This window comes from Microbispora sp. NPDC046933, assembly GCF_040644635.1.
Classification (GTDB): Bacteria; Actinomycetota; Actinomycetes; order Streptosporangiales; family Streptosporangiaceae; genus Microbispora.
This window is the reverse complement of sequence record NZ_JBEYWW010000026.1, coordinates 133236-149789: the sequence shown is the minus strand read 5'-3', so window position 1 is coordinate 149789 and position 16554 is coordinate 133236. Positions and strand designations below refer to the sequence as shown.

Sequence of the window (16554 nt, the reverse complement as noted above, 5' to 3'; positions counted from 1 at the left end):
CTGCACTTCATCGGCTTCTCGTTCGGCCCCACCGCGGGCGGCGCGGGGGGCCCCGCGCGCTCCGGCGCTCCCCGGGAGACCCCGGCCGAGTGCTCGTACGCCTGCCGGGGGCGGCGTCCCGCGCTTGACAGATCGATCGGCGAAGTCTTCAGTTGATCGGGTCGCGCGAGGGAGGCGGGCACCTCTCGGCCGGTCGCGACGATCGACACCCGGTCACGCGCTTTCCCTCCGCACCGTGCCGTGGCCGCAGGGATGGGGGTGGGGCGTCGATGGCCGTCGTGAAGAGGATCAGGACCGCGAAGCTGGATCCGCAGGACCGATTCGACTACTGGTTCGAGGTCATCGCGCAGGCACACGCCCCGGCGTGGGTGAGCAGCAGGCAGCCGGGTGAGTTCCTGGCCTCGCTGGAGTTGCTGGACCTGGGACAGGTGCAGATCACGAAGATGCGGCATCCGCCGCTCACCGCCGACCGGACCGCCAGGCAGATCCGGCAGTGCGATCCGGAAGTGATCCAGCTGAACCTGCTCATGGACCACGAGGCGACCGTTCAGCATCACGGCCGCAGCGCCGCGCCCCGCGCCGGTCAGTTCCTGCTGCTCAGCAGCTCGTCGCCGTACAAGACGTTCTGCCGGGGACGGATGAACACCGCGCTGGTCGTGCAGGCGCCGCGCGAGGCGCTGCCGCTGTCGGCCGCCGTCATCGACCAGGTGACCGCCGTTCCCTTCCCCGCCCGCGGTGGCGTGGCGGGCGTCTTCAGCCGTTATCTCCTGCAGTTGCTGAGCGAAGCCGACGAGTACGGGCCCGGAGACGAGGCCGTCCTGGCCCGCGTCGCCATCGATCTGCTCACGGCGACCTGCGCCCGTCAGGCGGAGGCCGCACTGCCGTCCGAGGTGCGGCGCCAGGCGCTGATGGTGCGGATCGACGACTTCGTCCGCAGACGGCTCGGCGACCCCGCGCTTTCCCCCGACGTCGTCGCGGCGGCTCACCAGATCTCCACCCGTTATCTGCACAAGCTGTTCCGCGGGCGCAGCCTGACGGTGGCCGCGTGGATACGGCACCTCCGGCTCGAGAACTGCCGACGTGACCTGGCCGACCCGCGGCTGCGGGACCGGCCCGTCCACGCCGTCGCCGCGCGGTGGGGACTGGTGGACGCGGCGCACTTCAGCCGGCTGTTCCGGTCGGCCTACGGCGTGTCGCCCCAGGAATACCGCCGGTCTCTGTCAGGCGACCAGGATGTGCGCGCATCGTCATGGGCGGGGCGCGCAGATCCAAGGACCGGCGGACACGCTTCCTAGCATCCTTGTTCTCGACCGGCCGCGGGGTTCTCGACGGGGCGCGAGCGGCGGAGACGGGTACAGGGGCACCGTCTCGGCCGATCTCCCCGGCGGCCCTCGGGCCGGCGCGTGCCTTCGCACGTACGACTTCAGGCGTACGCGTCCGGCGGGCGCCGTCAGAGGGCCGGTCAGAGGGACGGGCAGAGGGTCAGTCAGAGGGCCGGTCAGAGGGACACGGCCACCTCGGCGTCTCCGGGCTCGTCCAGGGCGAACGTGACCGTGCGGCCGCCCGCCGTGATCTCGTACTCGCCGAGGAAGCCGTCGAAGCGGACGCGGCCGTCGGTGTCGGTGACCATCGTCGTCGGGGGCAGCCACCACGCGCCTTTGATGAGCGAGCGCAGCGCGTCGTACGACGGCTTGGGGGTGCCGTCGGCGCGGACGAAGCCGCCCGGCGCGCCGAGCCAGCCGCCGTCCGACAGGCCCCAGTACGTCGTCGCCTCCACGGCCGGGTGGGACAGCAGGGTCTTGTAGTGGCGCACGACCTCGTCGGCCTGGCGGGCCTCGCCCTCGGGCGTGGTCGGCCACTCGGGGATCTGGTAGTCGTTCAGGTCGACGATCTCCTCCGGCATGATGTGGCCGGAGACGATCGTCGTCTCGGTGAAGTGGATGGGCAGGCCGTACCGCGCGAAGCGGTCGATCGTGGCGAGCGTCCTCTCCTGGCCCCAGTAGCCCTGGTGCATGTGGCTCTGCAGGCCGAGCACGTCGATCGTGATGCCCGCCTCCAGCACGCCCTCGATCAGGCACTCGTACGCCGCGGACATGTCGAAGTCGTTGAGCAGCAGCGTGGCGTGGGGGTTGGCCTCGCGGGCCGCGTCGAAGACCATCCGGACCATCGGGATCCGGCCCATCTCCCGGCAGATCCGGGTGATGCCGTTGTCGTACTTGTCGAAGATCGGCATGATCACGACCTCGTTGATGACGTCCCACATGTCGATGACGCCGGCGAAGTCGGTCATGTCGCGCCGGATGCGCTCCACCTGGGCCTTGGCGATCTCGGCGTTCGACAGGTCCGTCAGCCAGCCGGCGGTCTCGGTGTGCCAGGCGAGGGGGTGCCCCTTGACCACGACGCCCCGGTCGGCGAACCACCGTGCCGTGGTGAGCAGCCGCTCGGTGTCCGGCCGGCCCCGGACCGGCTCGAACTGCCCCCAGTAGAAGGGCAGCGTGGCGAAGTTGAACAGGTCGAACCACAGGTCGGCGACCCGCTGGGACCCGGCCGCCGGGGGCTCGCCGGGCGCGTCCGTCGCGGTCTCGCCGTTGGCCGGCGGGATGAAGTCGAACCCGATGCAGCCGAACAGGAACTTGTGCCGGCGCTGCGCGACGACCACCTCCTGACCGGCCAGGGGCGTGCCGTTCGCGGTCACGGTGAGCGTGGCGCCGGCGGTGCGGTGCTTTCTGATCAGCGGGTCGGTGTCGATGGCCCCGGAGCTGGAAGCAGGGTGGAACGACATCGAGCGGCCTCCTGGGGGAGCTCAAGGCGAAGGAGTCCTCTCCGGGAGCCTCGTCGCACCGGCCGGAGAGGTCCGTGATCACGAGCACGGTAACGCTCTTGACGCCCGAAAGCGCACAGACCTCCCCATCGGTGCGATCAACGGCCGAAGCGGCGCGTTCAGTGGGTGACGTGGGTGAAGCGGGCGGCGGGCTCGCCGCGCAGCCGTCCCTCGGGCAGCCGGCGGCCGCACAGCACCAGCACCAGGTCCTGCGCGGCGCCGGACAACGGGGTGCCCGTCCCGAGCGACCAGTCGACGTCGTCGGCGCGTAGTTCGACGCCGTCCAGGTCGACGCCGAAATACCTGCGGCTCCGGGGGGACAGGGCGTTGCCGAGCAGGACGCGCAGCCGGTCGCCGGGAACCCGCCGGTCGATCCCGAGTGCCACGGTGATGTCCATGCCGTGGATCACGTCGTGCGACAGCGCGCCCGCGTAGCCGCCGCCCGGAGGCCGCCAGGGGTGCTCGGCGTTGTCCCGCAGGCACGCGGTCAGCTCTCGCGGGCCGAGTGCCGCCGCGTCCCGGCGGGCGAGCCGGTCGGCCAGCCGGTCGAAGTTCCCACGGGCCCTGACGAGGCCGGCCAGCACGCTCAGGCCGGAGTGCCGGTAGGGCGTCGTCATGTGGGCCACCACCTCCCGGATCCGCCACCCCGCGCACAGCGACGGCGCGTCCCAGGACCGCGGCGGCAGCTCGCTCAGCAGGTCCGCCAGTTCGCGGCGTTCCGCCGCGATCTGCTGCCGAATATCGGTGTCCATTCGTTCTTCGCCTTTCCGGTCGTGTCCTTCCGTCCGCCTTCCCGACGAACGAGCACGGCCCGGATGGACACCCTCCGCGCGCACGCACAGTGCGTGCCGCGCATATCGTGCGTGGCACGCAAGACCGAATAGGGGGAACAGCGGGGAGATGAACGGCAAGGGGATCAACTTCGACACCGGCTTCGCGGACGCGGCCGCCCGCGCCGCCGGGCGGAGCACCCGGGATCCCTTCGATCTCGATGTGGTCGAACGGGAGATGCGTGTCATCCGTGAGGATCTGCACTGCACCGGGAGGACCCCCATGAGGACTTCGACATGGCCAGTTGCGGCGTGGTGAAGGTCCTGGAGGGCCGTCCGGGTACCGCCTACCCCGGCATGCCCTGGGAACCGAAGGCCGCGTGCACCGCTCTGGCGGACTGCTACCGGAGCTGACCGCCGTGGCACCGTCAGCCGAGGTCGGCGAGGCGGCGGGCGAGGTAGCGGCGCTCGGCGTCGGTGGCGGCCAGGCCGGCCGCCTCCCGATAGGCGTCGGCGGCCTCGGCCGTGCGGCCCAGGCGGCGCAGCAGGTCGGCGCGGGCGGCGGGCAGCAGGTGGTAGCCGGCCAGGGCGCCGGTCTCCCGCAGGGCGTCGACCAGGGCCAGGCCCGCGGCCGGGCCGTGCGCCATGCCGACCGCCACCGCGCGGTTCAGCTCCACGACGGGCGACGGGACCAGCCGCGCGAGCCGCGCGTACAGCACGGCGATCTGCGCCCAGTCGGTGTCCTCGGGGCGGGCGGCGGTGGCGTGGCAGGCGGCGATGGCGGCCTGCACCTGGTAGGGGCCGGGCCGCCCCCGCCGCAGCGTGCCGTCCAGCAGGGCGACGCCCTCGGCGATCTGGCCGGCGTTCCACCGGGCGCGTTCCTGGTCCTCCAGCACCACGAGGTCGCCGGCCTCGTCCAGGCGGGCGGCGCGGCGCGCGTGGTGCAGCAGCATCAGCGCGAGCAGGCCCGCGGCCTCGGGCTCGTCCGGCATCAGCCGCACCAGCACCCGGGCCAGCCGGATCGCCTCGGACGCGAGGTCGTGCCGTACGAGGTCGGCGCCGGCCGTCGCCGAGTAGCCCTCGTTGAACAGCAGATACAGCACCGCGAGCACCGCCGGGAGGCGCTCGGGCAGCAGGTGGGCGGGCGGCACGCGGTAGGGGATGCCCGCGTGCCTGATCTTCTGCTTGGCCCGGGCCAGCCGCTTGGCCATCGCCTGCTCGCCGATCAGGAACGCCCGTGCGATCTCGGCCGTGCTGAGCCCGGCGAGGGTGCGCAGGGTCAGCGCCACCCTGGCCTCCGGCGCGAGCGCCGGATGGCAGCAGGTGAAGATCAGCCGCAACCGGTCGTCCGGCACGCCCGACTCGTCGGCGGCGCCGTCGTCATCCGTCCCGAGCACGCCCGCCACCTCCCGTAGTTTGGCGGCGCCGGTGGCCTCGCGGCGCAGCAGGTCCACGGCCCGGTTGCGCGCGGCGGTGGTCAGCCACGCCCCGGGGCGGCGCGGCACGCCGTCGCGCCGCCAGGTCCGCAGGGCCAGGGCGAAGGCGTCCTGCGCGCACTCCTCGGCCAGGTCCCAGTCGCCGGTCCAGCGGATGAGGGTGGCCACGACCTGTCCCCACTCCTCGCGGAAGGCCCGCTCGACGGCGGCCTCGACCTCGACCGCGACCTCGACCGGGGGCGTCATAGCTCTATGAGCGGCCGGATCTCGATCGTGCCGTACGCCGCGGCGGGATGGGCGGCGGCGATCTCGATGGCCTCGTCCAGGTCGGCGCACTCGATCAGGCAGAATCCGCCGAGTTGCTCCTTGGTCTCCGCGAACGGCCCGTCAGAAAGCAGCACCTCGCCCTCGCGTACTCGCAGGGTGGTGGCGTCGCTCGGCGGGCGCAGCCCGGCGCCTCCCCGGAGCACGCCGCGTTCCGCCATCTCCTCCGACCACCCGCCGCACCCGTCGTCGGCGTGCTCCGCCGCCGACTCGTCGCCGCAGATCAGCAGCACGTACTTCATCCGTCCTCCTCTGGCCGGTATCTCATCATGTCCGTACGACGAACGGGACGGGCCGGAAAGGACACCCGTGTACGGGGAACCGGGCGGCGGGGACGGGTCGTTGGCAGCGGTGAACGACCCGCGACCAAGGGAGTGATCGGTGTTCCGCAAGCTGATGGCCGCGCTCGGGGCCGGCGTCGAGGTCGACACGGTGCTGCGCGATCCGCACGTGCGCCCGGGGGAGACCCTCCACGGCGAGGTCCGCTTCAAGGGCGGGTCGTCCGACCACAGGGTGGACGGGATCACCGTCGACTTCACGGCCGTGGTGGAGGTCGAGCACGGCGACCAGGAACACCACGCGACCTACAGCTTCCTGCGGGCGCCGGTGTCCGGGCCGTTCGACCTGCGCGCGGGGGAGGCCCGCGCGCTGCCGTTCGCGATCCCGGTGCCGTGGGAGACGCCGGTCAGCGCGGTCGGCGGGCGACCGCTGCCCGGCATGCGGCTCGGCGTGGCCACCGAGCTGGCGCTCGCGGGCGCGCTCGACAAGGGCGACCTCGACCCGCTGTACGTCAACCCGCTGCCGGCGCAGGACCACCTGCTGGGGGCGCTCGTCCGCATGGGCTTCCACTTCAAGCGGGCCGACCTGGAGCGCGGCACGCTCCGGGGCTCGACCATGCCGTTCTTCCAGGAGATCGAGTATCACGCCGGTCCGGAGTGGCGGCGCCACTTCAGCGAGCTGGAGCTGACGTTCATCGCGGGGCCGCACTCGATGGACGTGGTCCTGGAGGCCGACAAGCGCGGCGGCTTCCTCACCTCCAGCCACGACGTCTACAACCGCTTCCGCGTCGGATACGGCGACCACCCCGGCACGGTGGAGCGGGCGCTGCGCGACGGCCTGGCCGCGATGGCCCGGCACCGCGGCTGGTTCTGACGCTGATTGGGAAAAGTCCGGACCAGCCCCGGATCCGGCCACTAGGATGATCACCTCTTCGGGTCCGGAGGTGAAACAGGTGGTCTCCCGTTCGGCCGCGGCGGTCCTTCCCCTCGTCTGCTGCCTGCTGGCGGTCCCCGCGCCGGCACGGGCCGAGTCCGGCACCGGCGTCACGGTGTCCACCTGCCCACCGTCCGGGCTGCTGACCCTGGGCTGGGCCGACGCCTGCGGCGGCGACGTGCTCGACGCGCTGTTCACCGGGCTTGTCGAGTACGACCCCCGCACTTCGCGGGCGACGTACGCGATGGCGCGGTCGATCAGCACCAAGGACAACCGCCGGTTCACGGTCAGGCTGCGTGAGGGCTGGACGTTCCACGACGGCACGGAGGTGAAGGCGCACAACTTCGTGGACGCCTGGAACCAGACCGCCGCCGCGGGCAAGTCCGGCACCGCGTTCCTCTTCGAGGACATCAAAGGGTACGGCTCCCGCGTCATGTCCGGGCTCAAGGTCGTGGACGACCACACGTTCACGATCGAGCTGAAGCGGCCGTTCGGGCCGTTCACGCAGAAGCTGGGACACGTCGCCTTCTCACCGCTGCCCGACTCCCTGCTGAAGAGCCCCGCGTCGTTCCAGCGCGAGCCGGTCGGCAACGGGCCGTTCCGGGTGGTGCGGTGGGCGCCCGGCACCGAGACGGTGCTGGAGCGGTACGACGGCTACGCGGGCCGGGCGAAGGCGCAGGTCGACAAGATCACCTACCGGGTGTACCGGAACGACCTCACCGCCTACGGGGAACTGCTCAACGGCCGTCTCGACTTCCTCTCCTATGTGCCGCCGGTCAAGCTGGATCGCTTCGCCGAGGACCTCGACGGCAGGGTGATCAACCGTCCGGGCGGCGTCATCCAGGAGATCGGCATTCCGCTGCGGCTGGGCACGAACGCCGACCTCCGCAAGGCGGTCTCGATGGCGATCGACCGGAAGGCGATCACCCGCAAGCTCTACAACGGCGGGCGGAGCCCGGCCGAGTCGTTCGTCCCGCCCACGGCCGAAGGCGCGAAGCCCGGCGCCTGCGGCACGTTCTGCCGCTACGACCCGGCCCGCGCGCGGACGTACCTCGCCCGGGCGAAGGCGAAGGGATTCCGCACACCGGCGAGCATCCCGCTCTACTACAACGCCGACAGCACGCACGGCGACTGGGTGAAGGCGGTCGCCGCGAGCGTCAACGCGGTCTTCAAGGGTGAGGTGACGATCGTCCCCAAGTCGATGGAGACGTACGACGAGTTCCATCGGGCGACCTCGAAGGGCACCGTCAAGGGGATGTTCCGGATGGGCTGGCAGCTCGACTTCCCCCACATCCAGAACGTGCTCGGCCCGCAGTTCGCCTCCGGCGGGGTGTACAACTACGGGCTGTACCGCAACCCGCGGTTCGACGCGCTGCTGCGCGCGGCCGACCGGCAGGTGCCGGGGGCCAAGGCGATCGGGCTCTACCGCAAGGCCGAGGAGATGCTGGTCCGGGACATGCCGGCGATCCCGCTGTGGTTCTACCGGGACGCGTCCGGATATTCGGGCAGGATCGCGGCGCCCAGGCTGACTCCGTTCGGCTGGCTCGACCCGGTCTCGGTGCGGCCCGCCTGACGTCTCCCGGCGGGGCCGACGCCCTGTGGGGCGGCCCGCACGTACCCGTACCGCCCACCCGGCGGGAGCCGTACGGGGTGATCTAGCCTGGCGGGCATGGACGAGATCTGGCGGCTGATCGAGAGCTGCCACGCACCGGTCTACTTCGCGCCCGAGGCGAAGGAGGTCTACGCCGCCGCGGGACTCAAGGGCTTCTGGATGGGATATTTCGCCTCCAGGTCGGCGGCGCTCGGCCCGGTGTCCCCCCAGGTGGTGACCGCCGCCTTCTACAACTTCGCCCCGGCGATGGTCGCCCGCGCGATCCCCGACGCCTGGCGGTTCTGCCAGCCGGAGGAGGTGCTGGCGGCGCGTCTGGAGGTGGCCGTCCGGTGCCTGCGCCGCCTCCTCGGCGACCTCGCCGATCACCCGGACGTGCGGGAGGCGGTGGGCCTGGCGCGGGCCGCGGTGGAGGCGTGCCCCACGGCCGGGCGGGTGCTGTTCGCGGCGCACGCCGCCCTGACGCCGCCCGAGGAGCCGCTCGCCGCGCTGTGGCACGCGCTCACCGCGCTGCGCGAGTTCCGCGGCGACGGGCACGTGGCGGCTCTGGTCACCGCTGGGGTGGACGGGTGCGAGGCCAACGTCGTCGCCTCGGCGCTCGGGCTCGTGCCGCCAGAGCAGCGGGCCTACCGGGGATGGACCGAGGAGGAATGGCGGGCCGCGGCCGACCGGCTGCGTGAGCGCGGCGTGCTCGACCGCGAGGGAGCCGTGACCGAGAAGGGCCGGCGGGAGCGCGACGCCGTCGAGGCCGCCACCGAACGGCTCGCGCGGGCGCCGATGGACGCCCTCGGCGAGGCGGGGGCGGCCCGGCTCGCGCGTCTCCTGCGCCCGCTCGCCGCCCGGATCATCGATGGGGGAGGGGCGCCCTTCCCCAACGCCATGGCCATGCCCCGCCCATGAACGCCCCCGCCCATGAACGGCCCCGCCACCCGACGACCGGGCCCCGGCAACGGCCCCGTCCCTGAACGGCCCCGTCCCTGAACGGCCCCGCCCCTGAACGGCTCCTGAACGGCCACGCCCTGGCGACGATCTGGCCTCGCGACGGCCGCGCCCTGCGACGGGGATACCGTGCGAGGGGCGTGTCCTGCACGAGGTGAGCCCTTCGGACGGCCGCGCCCCCACCGGGTGCTCTTCGGAGGGCCGCGCCTCTGAACGCCTTGGTCCGGTGGCGTCGCGGGTCTGGTGGGGGTCAGCCGGGGTGGTGCCGGACGAGACCGGGCGAACGACGGTTGTGCCGGTGGTCGTGCCGGTGGCCGTCGAGGACGGCGTGGTGGTCCACGCCGTCGTGGGGCAGCGGGTCGGCGTGCACGATGGCGGCCGTCAGCCGGGGGATGGCGTGGATCAGGTTGTGCTCGGCCTCGGCCGCGACCCGGTGGGCCTCCACCACCGTGGCGGCAGGGTCGACGATGACCTCGCACTCGGCCCTGAGCCGGTGACCGATCCAGCGCAGCCGCACCTGACCCAGGTCGAGCACGCCGGGCGTGCTCCGCAGGGTCGCTTCGGCGCGGTCCACGAGAGCGGGGTCGACGGCGTCCATCAGCCGCCGGTACACCTCCCGCGCCGCCTGTCGCAGCACCATCAGGATCGCGACCGTGATGAGCAGACCGACGGCGGGATCGGCCCAGGTCCAGCCCAGGGCCGCACCTCCCGCGCCGGCCAGCACGGCCAGCGAGGTGAAGCCGTCGGTGCGGGCGTGCAGTCCGTCGGCGACGAGGGCCGCCGAGCCGATCTCACGCCCGACGCGGATGCGGTGGCGGGCGACCAGTTCGTTCCCGGCGAAGCCCACGAGCGCCGCCGCCGCGACGGCCCCCAGGTGGGAGACCTCCCGGGGCTCCAGAAGCCGCCCGATCGCGGCGTACGCCGCGGCGATCGAGGAGGCGGCGATCGTCATAACGATGACCACGCCGGCCAGGTCCTCGGCCCGGCCGTACCCGTAGGTGTAGCGGCGGGTGGGCGGACGGCGGCCGAGCAGGAACGCGATCCCGAGCGGCACGGCGGTCAGGGCGTCGGCCGCGTTGTGCAGGGTGTCGCCCAGCAGCGCCACCGACCCCGACAGGGCCACCACCGCCGCCTGGAGCAGCGTGGTCGCGCCGAGACCGGCCAGCGACACCCACAGCGCCCGCATCCCCCGGGAGGACGACTCCATCACCGGGTCGATCTTGTCGGCCGCCTCGTGCGAGTGCGGGCGCAGCAGATGCGCCACCCGCGCGCGGAGCGTCCCCACTCGGTGCCCGTGCTCATCCCCCTGCCCGTGCCCGTGCTCATCCCCATGCCCGTGCCCGTGTCCGTGCCCATGCCCGTGGCCGTGCCCGTGGCCAGGGGCGACCTGTCGCCGGCTCATGACACCCACGATGCCGCGGAAAATCCGCCGCAGCATCTCGACAAGAGCAGGCGCGGCGCAGTTGCGAACACCCCGCACCTGCCCCGCCTCCGGGACTCCGGCAAGGCGCCCCGGGATCAGGCCGGCGCGTCGCCGGTGCGGTGGCCGTCCCCCGCGGCCCCACGGATCTCGTGCAGGAGGGCGTCGCTGCGGCTCACGAGATGGGGCAGGCCGAGCCGCCGGTGGGCGTCCAGCGCGGCCTCCGCGTGCGCCAGGGCGGCAGAGGTGTCGCCGACCCGGTGCAGGAGCCGGGCGACCACATCGTGGAGCGTGCCCCAGGCGACGCAACCGGTACCCATGATCACCAGCTCGTGGGCGATGGGCCGCAGCTCCGCGAGCATGGCGTGGGGGTCGGGACGGCCGAGCCGCGCGGCGACCAGACCCCACTGCCAGACGACGAACTGCCACGTCCAGTCCTGCTGCGCCACGGTTCCCCAGCGGTCGATCAGCCGGTGGGCGAGGTCGAGGTCCCCCGCCTCGATCGCCGCGAGCACGGCCGTGGGGCGCGCGACCAGGTTGGACTCGTCGGCCGCGGTGTCGACGAGTTCGGCGAGGAGTCCGCCGCCCCGGCCCTGGCCCCATTCGACGAAGAACGAGTGGATCGGTTTCAGGACCTCCGGCCCCCAGAGGCTGGTGCGGCGGTAGCTCCCGGTGCCGAGGTCCGAGAGGCGCTTCGCCTCCGCCCAGTCGCCCGCCAGCACCGCTCGCCCGGCCGCGGCGTACGCGACCTGAGTCTCGATCTCCGGCATCCGCACCTCGGCGGTGAGCCGCAGGCAGCGGGCCAGCTCCGCGTCGTAGTCGGCGAGCAGGCCCGCCTTCAACAGTTTGGGCATGCGGTGGAGCCGGGCGACGATCTCGGTGGCCCTGGGCAGGCCCGGGAGGCCCAGCATCTCCTCGGCCGCCCGGTAGCGCTCCTCCTCGTGCTCGGGAGTCCAGGCCGCGATGACGAAGTTGTTCAGCGTGCGGGCCAGCAGCAGGGGGTCGCCGGTGCGCCGGGCAAGTTCCACGGCCTCCAGGGCGTGGCGGCGGCCCTCCTCGCGCCGGTCGCCGTAGTACAGCTCGACGCCGAGCGTGCCGAGCAGTTCCGCGCGGGTGCGCACGGCGCCCGGGTCGAGCCGGGAGAGCTGGTCCTCCAGCACGGTCACCATGCGCTGGTCCACCACGCCGTACGAGCGCCAGTTCCACAAGGTGACGCCGCCGAAGACGGTGGCCGCCTCGATGACGGCGGCGTCGTCCCCGATGCCGGTCGCGAGCGTCACGGCCTCGTCCAGCGCGCCGCGCGCTCCCTCCACATCGCCGGTCACCCGCCGGGCCTTGCCGAGGCCGATCAGCAGGGCGCAGCGGGTGGCCGCGGGCCCGGTGGCGCAGGCGTCAAGGGCCTGCTCCCAGTAGAGGACGGCCTCGTCGTAGGCGAGCCGGGCCGTCGCCTGCCCGGCCGCCTCCATGGCGTACGAGACGGCCTTGTCCGCGTAGCCGACCCGGGCGGCCAGCCCGAAGTGGTGGGCCAGCGCGGGCAGCCGCGACGCGGTCTCACCCCACCGCAGGGTCTCGATGGCCTCGCCCACCCGGCCGTGGAGCTGGGCCCGCTGCCTGCGGCTGAGGCCGGAGTACAGCGCCTCCTGCACCAGGGCGTGGGAGAAGCGGTAGTCCCAGCCGCCGTCCACCTCGACCAGCAGCCCGGTCGCGACGGCCGGTTCGAGCAGCATCATCACCCGGGCGCCGCCGACCCCGGTGGCGGTCTCCAGCACGTCGGCGTCCACGTCCCTGCCGATCACGGCGGCCGCCCGCAGCAGGGTCTGGGAGTCCTCCGGCAGCCGCGACACCCGCTGGTTGATCACGTCGCGCACGCCGTCGGGCACCGCCAGGGCGAGCACGTCCGCCACGCCCACCCGGCCGTCGGGATGGGTGCTGGTCAGCAGGCGCAGCAGTTCGCCCAGGAAGAACGGGTTGCCGCCGGTCCTGTCATGCAGCGCGGAGGCGAGCACCGGCCCAGGACCGGCCCATCCCGCCTCGCGCAGGTAGTCGGCGATCTGGTCGGGAGTGAGCGGAGCGACGGTCATCCGTTCGGTGCCGCGCTGGCGGGTCAGCTCGCCGAGCGCCTCGGTCAGCGCCTGCCTGTCCACCGCCGGCTCGGGCCGTACGGTGGCCAGGACCAGGAGCGGGACGCGGTGCAGGTCGGCGCCGAGGAAGGTGAGCAGCTTCAGCGAGGCGGCGTCGGCCCAGTGCAGGTCCTCCACCACGACAAGCATCGGGCCGGCGGAGGCCCGCCGCGTGAGCGCCCGCGCCACGCTGTCGTGCAGCAGGAACCGGGCGGTGTCGGGGTCTGCGGTGTCCGTCGTGTCCGTACGGTCGCCGTCCGAGAGGCGGTGGGCGAGCCTGGCGAGCTCGCCGTCGGCCTCCCCGGCCTCGCCGGTTCCCGGAGCCCTGTCCATTGCGAGAGCCTGTGCCGTCGCGATCGCCTGGGCCGTTCCCGGAGCCTGCGTTGTCGGTGCATGGGCCGCATCCAGGGCGTTGAGCGCCTGGATCCAGGGCCAGAACGCGGGGGCGCCACTGCCCTCGACGCACCTGCTCCAGGCGACCGCGGCCCCGCGCTCCGCCGCCATGCTCGCGGCGGCCTCCGCCAGGCGGGTCTTGCCGATGCCGGACTCCCCGCTCACCAGGAACACCCCGCCCGCGCCCCGGCGCAGGTCGTCGAGCCGCTCGGCGATCCGGCGCAGGTGGGGCTCCCGTCCCACCAGCCCCGGCACGGCCGCGTCCCCGGCGTTCTCGTCCCCGGCGTTCCCGTCCGCCGGGCCACCCCCCGTGCCCTCCCCAGCGCCCTCCCTCGTGCCCTCTCCCGGGTCCGTCCTCGGGGCCGGCTCCAGCGGTACGGCGACCACGGGGGCCCAGACCCCCGCCAGGGACTCGTCCTGGAGGAGGATCGCCTGCTCCAACCGCCGCAGTTCGGGACTCGGATCGAGGCCCAGTTCGTCGTCGAGCAACGTACGACAACGCTGGTAGGCGGCCAGCGCCTCGGCCTGCCTGCGCTCCCGGTAGAGGGCCCGCATGAGCAGCGCCCACAGGCCCTCGCGGTAGGGGTCCTGTTCGAGCAGGCGCTCGGCCTCGACCGCCACCTCCGCCGCCCGTCCCAGTGCGAGCCACGCCTCGGCGCGTACGGTCAGCGCGGACAGGCGGGTCTCGCTCAGGCGGGCGACGGTGGACCGGGCGAACGGCTCGTCGGCCAGGTCGGCCAGTGGCTCGCCCCGCCACAGCGCCAGCGCCGGGCCCAGGATCCGCTCGGCCTCCTCCGCGCGGCCCGCGGCCAGGGCGGCGTGCGCGGCCTCGGCCGCCCGGCCGAACCGCTCGGCGTCGACCTGGTCCGGCTCGATGTCCAGCAGGTAGCCGGGCTCCCGCGTACGCAGGACCCGGGCGGGGGAGCGCGGGCTGCGCCGTGGTTCGAGTGTCCTGCGCAGGTGCGAGATGTACGCCTGGAGCGTTCCCGTGGCGCTGGAGGGCGGCTCGTCCCGCCACAGCCGGTCGATGAGCTGGTCGAGCGGCACGACGTGGGGCGCGTTCAGCAGCAGCAGCGCCAGCACGGCACGCTGCTTGCGCGGCCCGAGATCGAGGAGTGTCCCCGTGCCGTCGGCGACCTCCAGCGTGCCGAGGAGGCGGAAGTCCAAAGCGGTGCCCTGACGGCCGTCCAGGCCCGGGCGCGGCGCCGGTAATCGCGCGCCGTCGATGCTCGTGCGCATCACAACTCCCGAACGAGCCAGGCGGCCCAGGGCCTGATTTCTGGCTCATCATACCCATATGTCCGCTCGTTCTCGGGAGAGAAACCGCGGTCGGATCCGTCCGTGAAACCGGCGCTCTTCAAGAGGTCGCGCACGCCGTCGTCCCGGGGCCCGGGGAGGAACCACACGGCGCGTACGCCGTCCGCGCGCAGCTCCATCAGCAGGTCGTCGAGCAGACGGCGGCCCAGCCCCCGGCGGCGGTACGGCACGGCCACGGCGAGCGCGTGCAGCAGGGCCCACCGCGGGACGTGCCTGGGCGCCCCGGTCTCCAGCAGCGCGGCGGCGAGCGGGGCGGCGGCGGCCGGGCGGGCGAGGTCGGTCAGCACGTAGAGGCGGCAACGGGCGGCCGGCGTCTCGCGCAGGGCGCGTTCCAGCGCCGGGCCGATGATCCGGGCCCCCGGCGCGCCCGCGTGCGCGGGCACCTCGCGCAGCAGCAGCGTGCCGGGCGCCGTGACGTCCCGCGGGAGGTGGGGCCGCGGGTCCGGCGCGGCGTGGGGGTGCCTATCAGGCCGGACGCCCGGCCGGGCCTGCGGCCGGCCATCCGATTGACCCTCCGGCTTGGCGTCCGGTTGGGATGCCGGTCGAGCCTCCGGTCGGGACTCCGGTTGCGTGACGTACGCCGCCGGGTCACACGGGGGATCGGCCGGTCCCGGCTCCACGGCCTCCGGCGGCTGGCGCTTGTTCGACGGCGACGACATCGCCCCAGCGTGCGCGGGTTGTCTTGGGCATTCCTAGTACGTCTCTAGGAGCCCTTTTAAACGACCCGCGAAACCCGGCCCGATCGGCGCAAGCGAACACCAAGACCCCGATGCGAGAACTGTCCCCGTCACAGACAACGACATCCGAAGGACGGACATGCACAGCACCATCGAAGACGCGCTGCGGGGACAGGTCGGCGGCCGGGTCCTGGCTCCTGGACAGGACGGGTTCGAGGAGGAGGCCGCCGGGTTCAACCTCGCCGTGCGGCACCGGCCCGCCGTGATCGTCGCGGCGCGGGACGCCGGCGACGTGGCCGCGGCCGTACGGCTCGCCGCCGCGCACGGGCTGCCCGTGGCCGTGCAGTCGACCGGTCACGGGGCCGTTCAGGCGGCCGACGGCGCGGTCCTGATCAGCACCCGCGCCATGCGGGAGGTCGTGGTGGACCCCTCCGCGCGCACCGCCACGATCGCGGCCGGCTGCACGTGGGGCGAGGTCATCGCCGCCGCGGCGCCGTACGGCCTGGCCCCGCTGTGCGGGTCGGCGACCGGCGTCGGCGTGGTCGGCTTCACGCTCGGCGGCGGCGTCGGGCCGATCGCGCGGACCTTCGGGTTCGCGGCCGACCACGTGCGGGAGCTCACCGTCGTCACCGGGGACGGCGTGGTCCGCACCGCCGACGCGGTCCGCGAGCCCGACCTGTTCTGGGCGCTGCGCGGCGGTAAGGCCGGGTTCGGCGTCGTCACCTCGATCACCGTGGGCCTGCTGCCGCTCACCGGCCTGTACGGCGGCGGCCTGTTCTACGCGGCAGAGGACGCCGGGCGGGTCCTGCACGCCTACCGGACCTGGACCGGCACGCTGCCGGAGACCACCACCACCTCGGTCGCGCTGCTGCGCCTGCCCCCGCTGCCCGAGCTGCCGCCGCAGCTCAGCGGCAGGTTCGTCGTCCACCTGCGGGTCGCCCACGTGGGGGACGGGCAGGAGGCCGAGGCGCTGCTGGCCACCATGCGGGCCGTGGCCGAGCCGGTGCTCGACGCCGTCGGGCCCCTGCCGTACGCGGCGATCGACTCCATACACCAGGACCCGACCCAGCCCATGCCGGTCGCGGAGCGGGGCGCGCTGCTGCGCGAGCTGACGGCGGAGACCGTGGAGGCGCTGCTCGCGGTCGCCGGCCCGGCCGCGCGGGTTCCGCTGGCCGTGGTCGAGATCCGCCAGCTCGGCGGCGCGCTCGCCCGCCAGCCCAAGGAGCCGAACGCCGTCGGCGGGCGCGACGCCGCCTTCACACTGCTGGCCATCGGCGCGCCGGTGCCCGAGCTGATGGACACGGCCGTCCCCGCCGCCGTACGGGCCGTGGTCGAGGCCGCCGCGCCCTGGTCGACCGGCGGCGCGCAGATCAACTTCCAGGGCGGCGCCCTGGCCCCCGAGCAGATCGCCCGGGCCTGGCCGGAGGAGACGCTGCGGCGGCTGGCGAAGCTGCGCGACGTCTACGACCCGGCGAACCTGTTCCGCTTCGGCCACGTCGTCCCCCGCCAGGGCTGA

General features: G+C 73.7%; 13 protein-coding genes. 6 read left to right on the top strand and 7 right to left on the bottom strand.

Annotated elements, in window-relative coordinates; all coding sequences use genetic code 11:
• The first annotated feature begins 269 nt into the window (after positions 1–269).
• Positions 270–1295 (top strand): helix-turn-helix domain-containing protein, encoded by a 1026-nt coding sequence (locus ABZ857_RS30595; RefSeq protein ID WP_357049568.1) that lies wholly within the window; start codon positions 270–272, stop codon positions 1293–1295.
• 203 nt (positions 1296–1498) lie between these two features.
• Here ABZ857_RS30595 and ABZ857_RS30590 read toward each other — a convergent pair whose 3' ends face one another.
• Positions 1499–2782 carry an endo-1,4-beta-xylanase gene (locus ABZ857_RS30590; RefSeq protein WP_357049565.1) on the bottom strand — a complete coding sequence of 428 codons (1284 nt, stop codon included), beginning with the start codon at positions 2780–2782 and terminating at the stop codon, positions 1499–1501.
• A 158-nt stretch (positions 2783–2940) separates the two neighbouring features.
• Positions 2941–3573 (bottom strand): maleylpyruvate isomerase family mycothiol-dependent enzyme, encoded by a 633-nt coding sequence (locus ABZ857_RS30585; RefSeq protein ID WP_357049562.1) that lies wholly within the window; start codon positions 3571–3573, stop codon positions 2941–2943.
• A 148-nt stretch (positions 3574–3721) separates the two neighbouring features.
• Here ABZ857_RS30585 and ABZ857_RS30580 point away from each other — a divergent pair, with 148 nt between their 5' ends.
• Positions 3722–3910, top strand: coding sequence for a hypothetical protein (locus ABZ857_RS30580; RefSeq protein ID WP_357049559.1), 189 nt, complete (start codon positions 3722–3724; stop codon positions 3908–3910).
• A gap of 109 nt (positions 3911–4019) precedes the next feature.
• On the opposite strand, the gene ABZ857_RS30575 is transcribed toward ABZ857_RS30580, so the two are convergent.
• Both ABZ857_RS30575 and ABZ857_RS30570 read right to left on the bottom strand, forming a co-directional pair.
• Positions 4020–5273, bottom strand: coding sequence for a sigma-70 family RNA polymerase sigma factor (locus ABZ857_RS30575; protein ID WP_357049556.1), 1254 nt, complete (start codon positions 5271–5273; stop codon positions 4020–4022).
• Positions 5270–5593 carry a YciI family protein gene (locus tag ABZ857_RS30570; RefSeq protein WP_357049553.1) on the bottom strand — a complete coding sequence of 108 codons (324 nt, stop codon included), beginning with the start codon at positions 5591–5593 and terminating at the stop codon, positions 5270–5272. Before ABZ857_RS30570 ends, ABZ857_RS30575 begins: the two co-directional genes overlap by 4 nt.
• Positions 5594–5732: 139 nt before the next feature.
• On the opposite strand from ABZ857_RS30570, the gene ABZ857_RS30565 reads away from it, so the two are divergent.
• The 3 genes from ABZ857_RS30565 to ABZ857_RS30555 all read left to right on the top strand — a co-directional run bounded on the left by ABZ857_RS30565 (position 5733) and on the right by ABZ857_RS30555 (position 9072).
• Positions 5733–6503 carry a sporulation protein gene (locus ABZ857_RS30565; protein WP_357049550.1) on the top strand — a complete coding sequence of 257 codons (771 nt, stop codon included), beginning with the start codon at positions 5733–5735 and terminating at the stop codon, positions 6501–6503.
• Between the two features lie 79 nt (positions 6504–6582).
• Complete coding sequence (locus tag ABZ857_RS30560; RefSeq protein WP_357049547.1) at positions 6583–8136, top strand: ABC transporter substrate-binding protein; 1554 nt, start codon at positions 6583–6585, stop codon at positions 8134–8136.
• 96 nt (positions 8137–8232) lie between these two features.
• Positions 8233–9072 carry a hypothetical protein gene (locus ABZ857_RS30555; RefSeq protein ID WP_357049544.1) on the top strand — a complete coding sequence of 280 codons (840 nt, stop codon included), beginning with the start codon at positions 8233–8235 and terminating at the stop codon, positions 9070–9072.
• Positions 9073–9361: 289 nt separating this feature from the next.
• Here the strand turns inward: ABZ857_RS30555 and ABZ857_RS30550 are convergent, their stop codons facing one another.
• From ABZ857_RS30550 to ABZ857_RS30540, 3 genes are all read right to left on the bottom strand, one after another.
• On the bottom strand, positions 9362–10513 hold the full coding sequence (locus ABZ857_RS30550) for a cation diffusion facilitator family transporter (RefSeq protein WP_357049540.1): 1152 nt from the start codon (positions 10511–10513) through the stop codon (positions 9362–9364).
• A gap of 116 nt (positions 10514–10629) precedes the next feature.
• Complete coding sequence (locus tag ABZ857_RS30545; protein ID WP_357049537.1) at positions 10630–14283, bottom strand: BTAD domain-containing putative transcriptional regulator; 3654 nt, start codon at positions 14281–14283, stop codon at positions 10630–10632.
• The gene (locus ABZ857_RS30540; RefSeq protein WP_357049534.1) at positions 14283–14744 is read right to left on the bottom strand and encodes a GNAT family N-acetyltransferase; all 462 of its coding nucleotides are present in this window, start codon (positions 14742–14744) and stop codon (positions 14283–14285) included. Before ABZ857_RS30540 ends, ABZ857_RS30545 begins: the two co-directional genes overlap by 1 nt.
• Positions 14745–15177: 433 nt before the next feature.
• On the opposite strand from ABZ857_RS30540, the gene ABZ857_RS30535 reads away from it, so the two are divergent.
• Complete coding sequence (locus tag ABZ857_RS30535; protein WP_357049531.1) at positions 15178–16554, top strand: FAD-binding oxidoreductase; 1377 nt, start codon at positions 15178–15180, stop codon at positions 16552–16554.

Coding starts and splice junctions, on each gene's coding strand:
- ABZ857_RS30595 (WP_357049568.1), top strand. CDS start 270: ATGGCCGTCGTGAAGAGGATCAGGACCGCGAAGCTGGATCCGCAGGAC.
- ABZ857_RS30590 (WP_357049565.1), bottom strand. CDS start 2,782: ATGTCGTTCCACCCTGCTTCCAGCTCCGGGGCCATCGACACCGACCCG.
- ABZ857_RS30585 (WP_357049562.1), bottom strand. CDS start 3,573: ATGGACACCGATATTCGGCAGCAGATCGCGGCGGAACGCCGCGAACTG.
- ABZ857_RS30580 (WP_357049559.1), top strand. CDS start 3,722: ATGAACGGCAAGGGGATCAACTTCGACACCGGCTTCGCGGACGCGGCC.
- ABZ857_RS30575 (WP_357049556.1), bottom strand. CDS start 5,273: ATGACGCCCCCGGTCGAGGTCGCGGTCGAGGTCGAGGCCGCCGTCGAG.
- ABZ857_RS30570 (WP_357049553.1), bottom strand. CDS start 5,593: ATGAAGTACGTGCTGCTGATCTGCGGCGACGAGTCGGCGGCGGAGCAC.
- ABZ857_RS30555 (WP_357049544.1), top strand. CDS start 8,233: ATGGACGAGATCTGGCGGCTGATCGAGAGCTGCCACGCACCGGTCTAC.
- ABZ857_RS30550 (WP_357049540.1), bottom strand. CDS start 10,513: ATGAGCCGGCGACAGGTCGCCCCTGGCCACGGGCACGGCCACGGGCAT.
- ABZ857_RS30545 (WP_357049537.1), bottom strand. CDS start 14,283: ATGCGCACGAGCATCGACGGCGCGCGATTACCGGCGCCGCGCCCGGGC.
- ABZ857_RS30535 (WP_357049531.1), top strand. CDS start 15,178: ATGCACAGCACCATCGAAGACGCGCTGCGGGGACAGGTCGGCGGCCGG.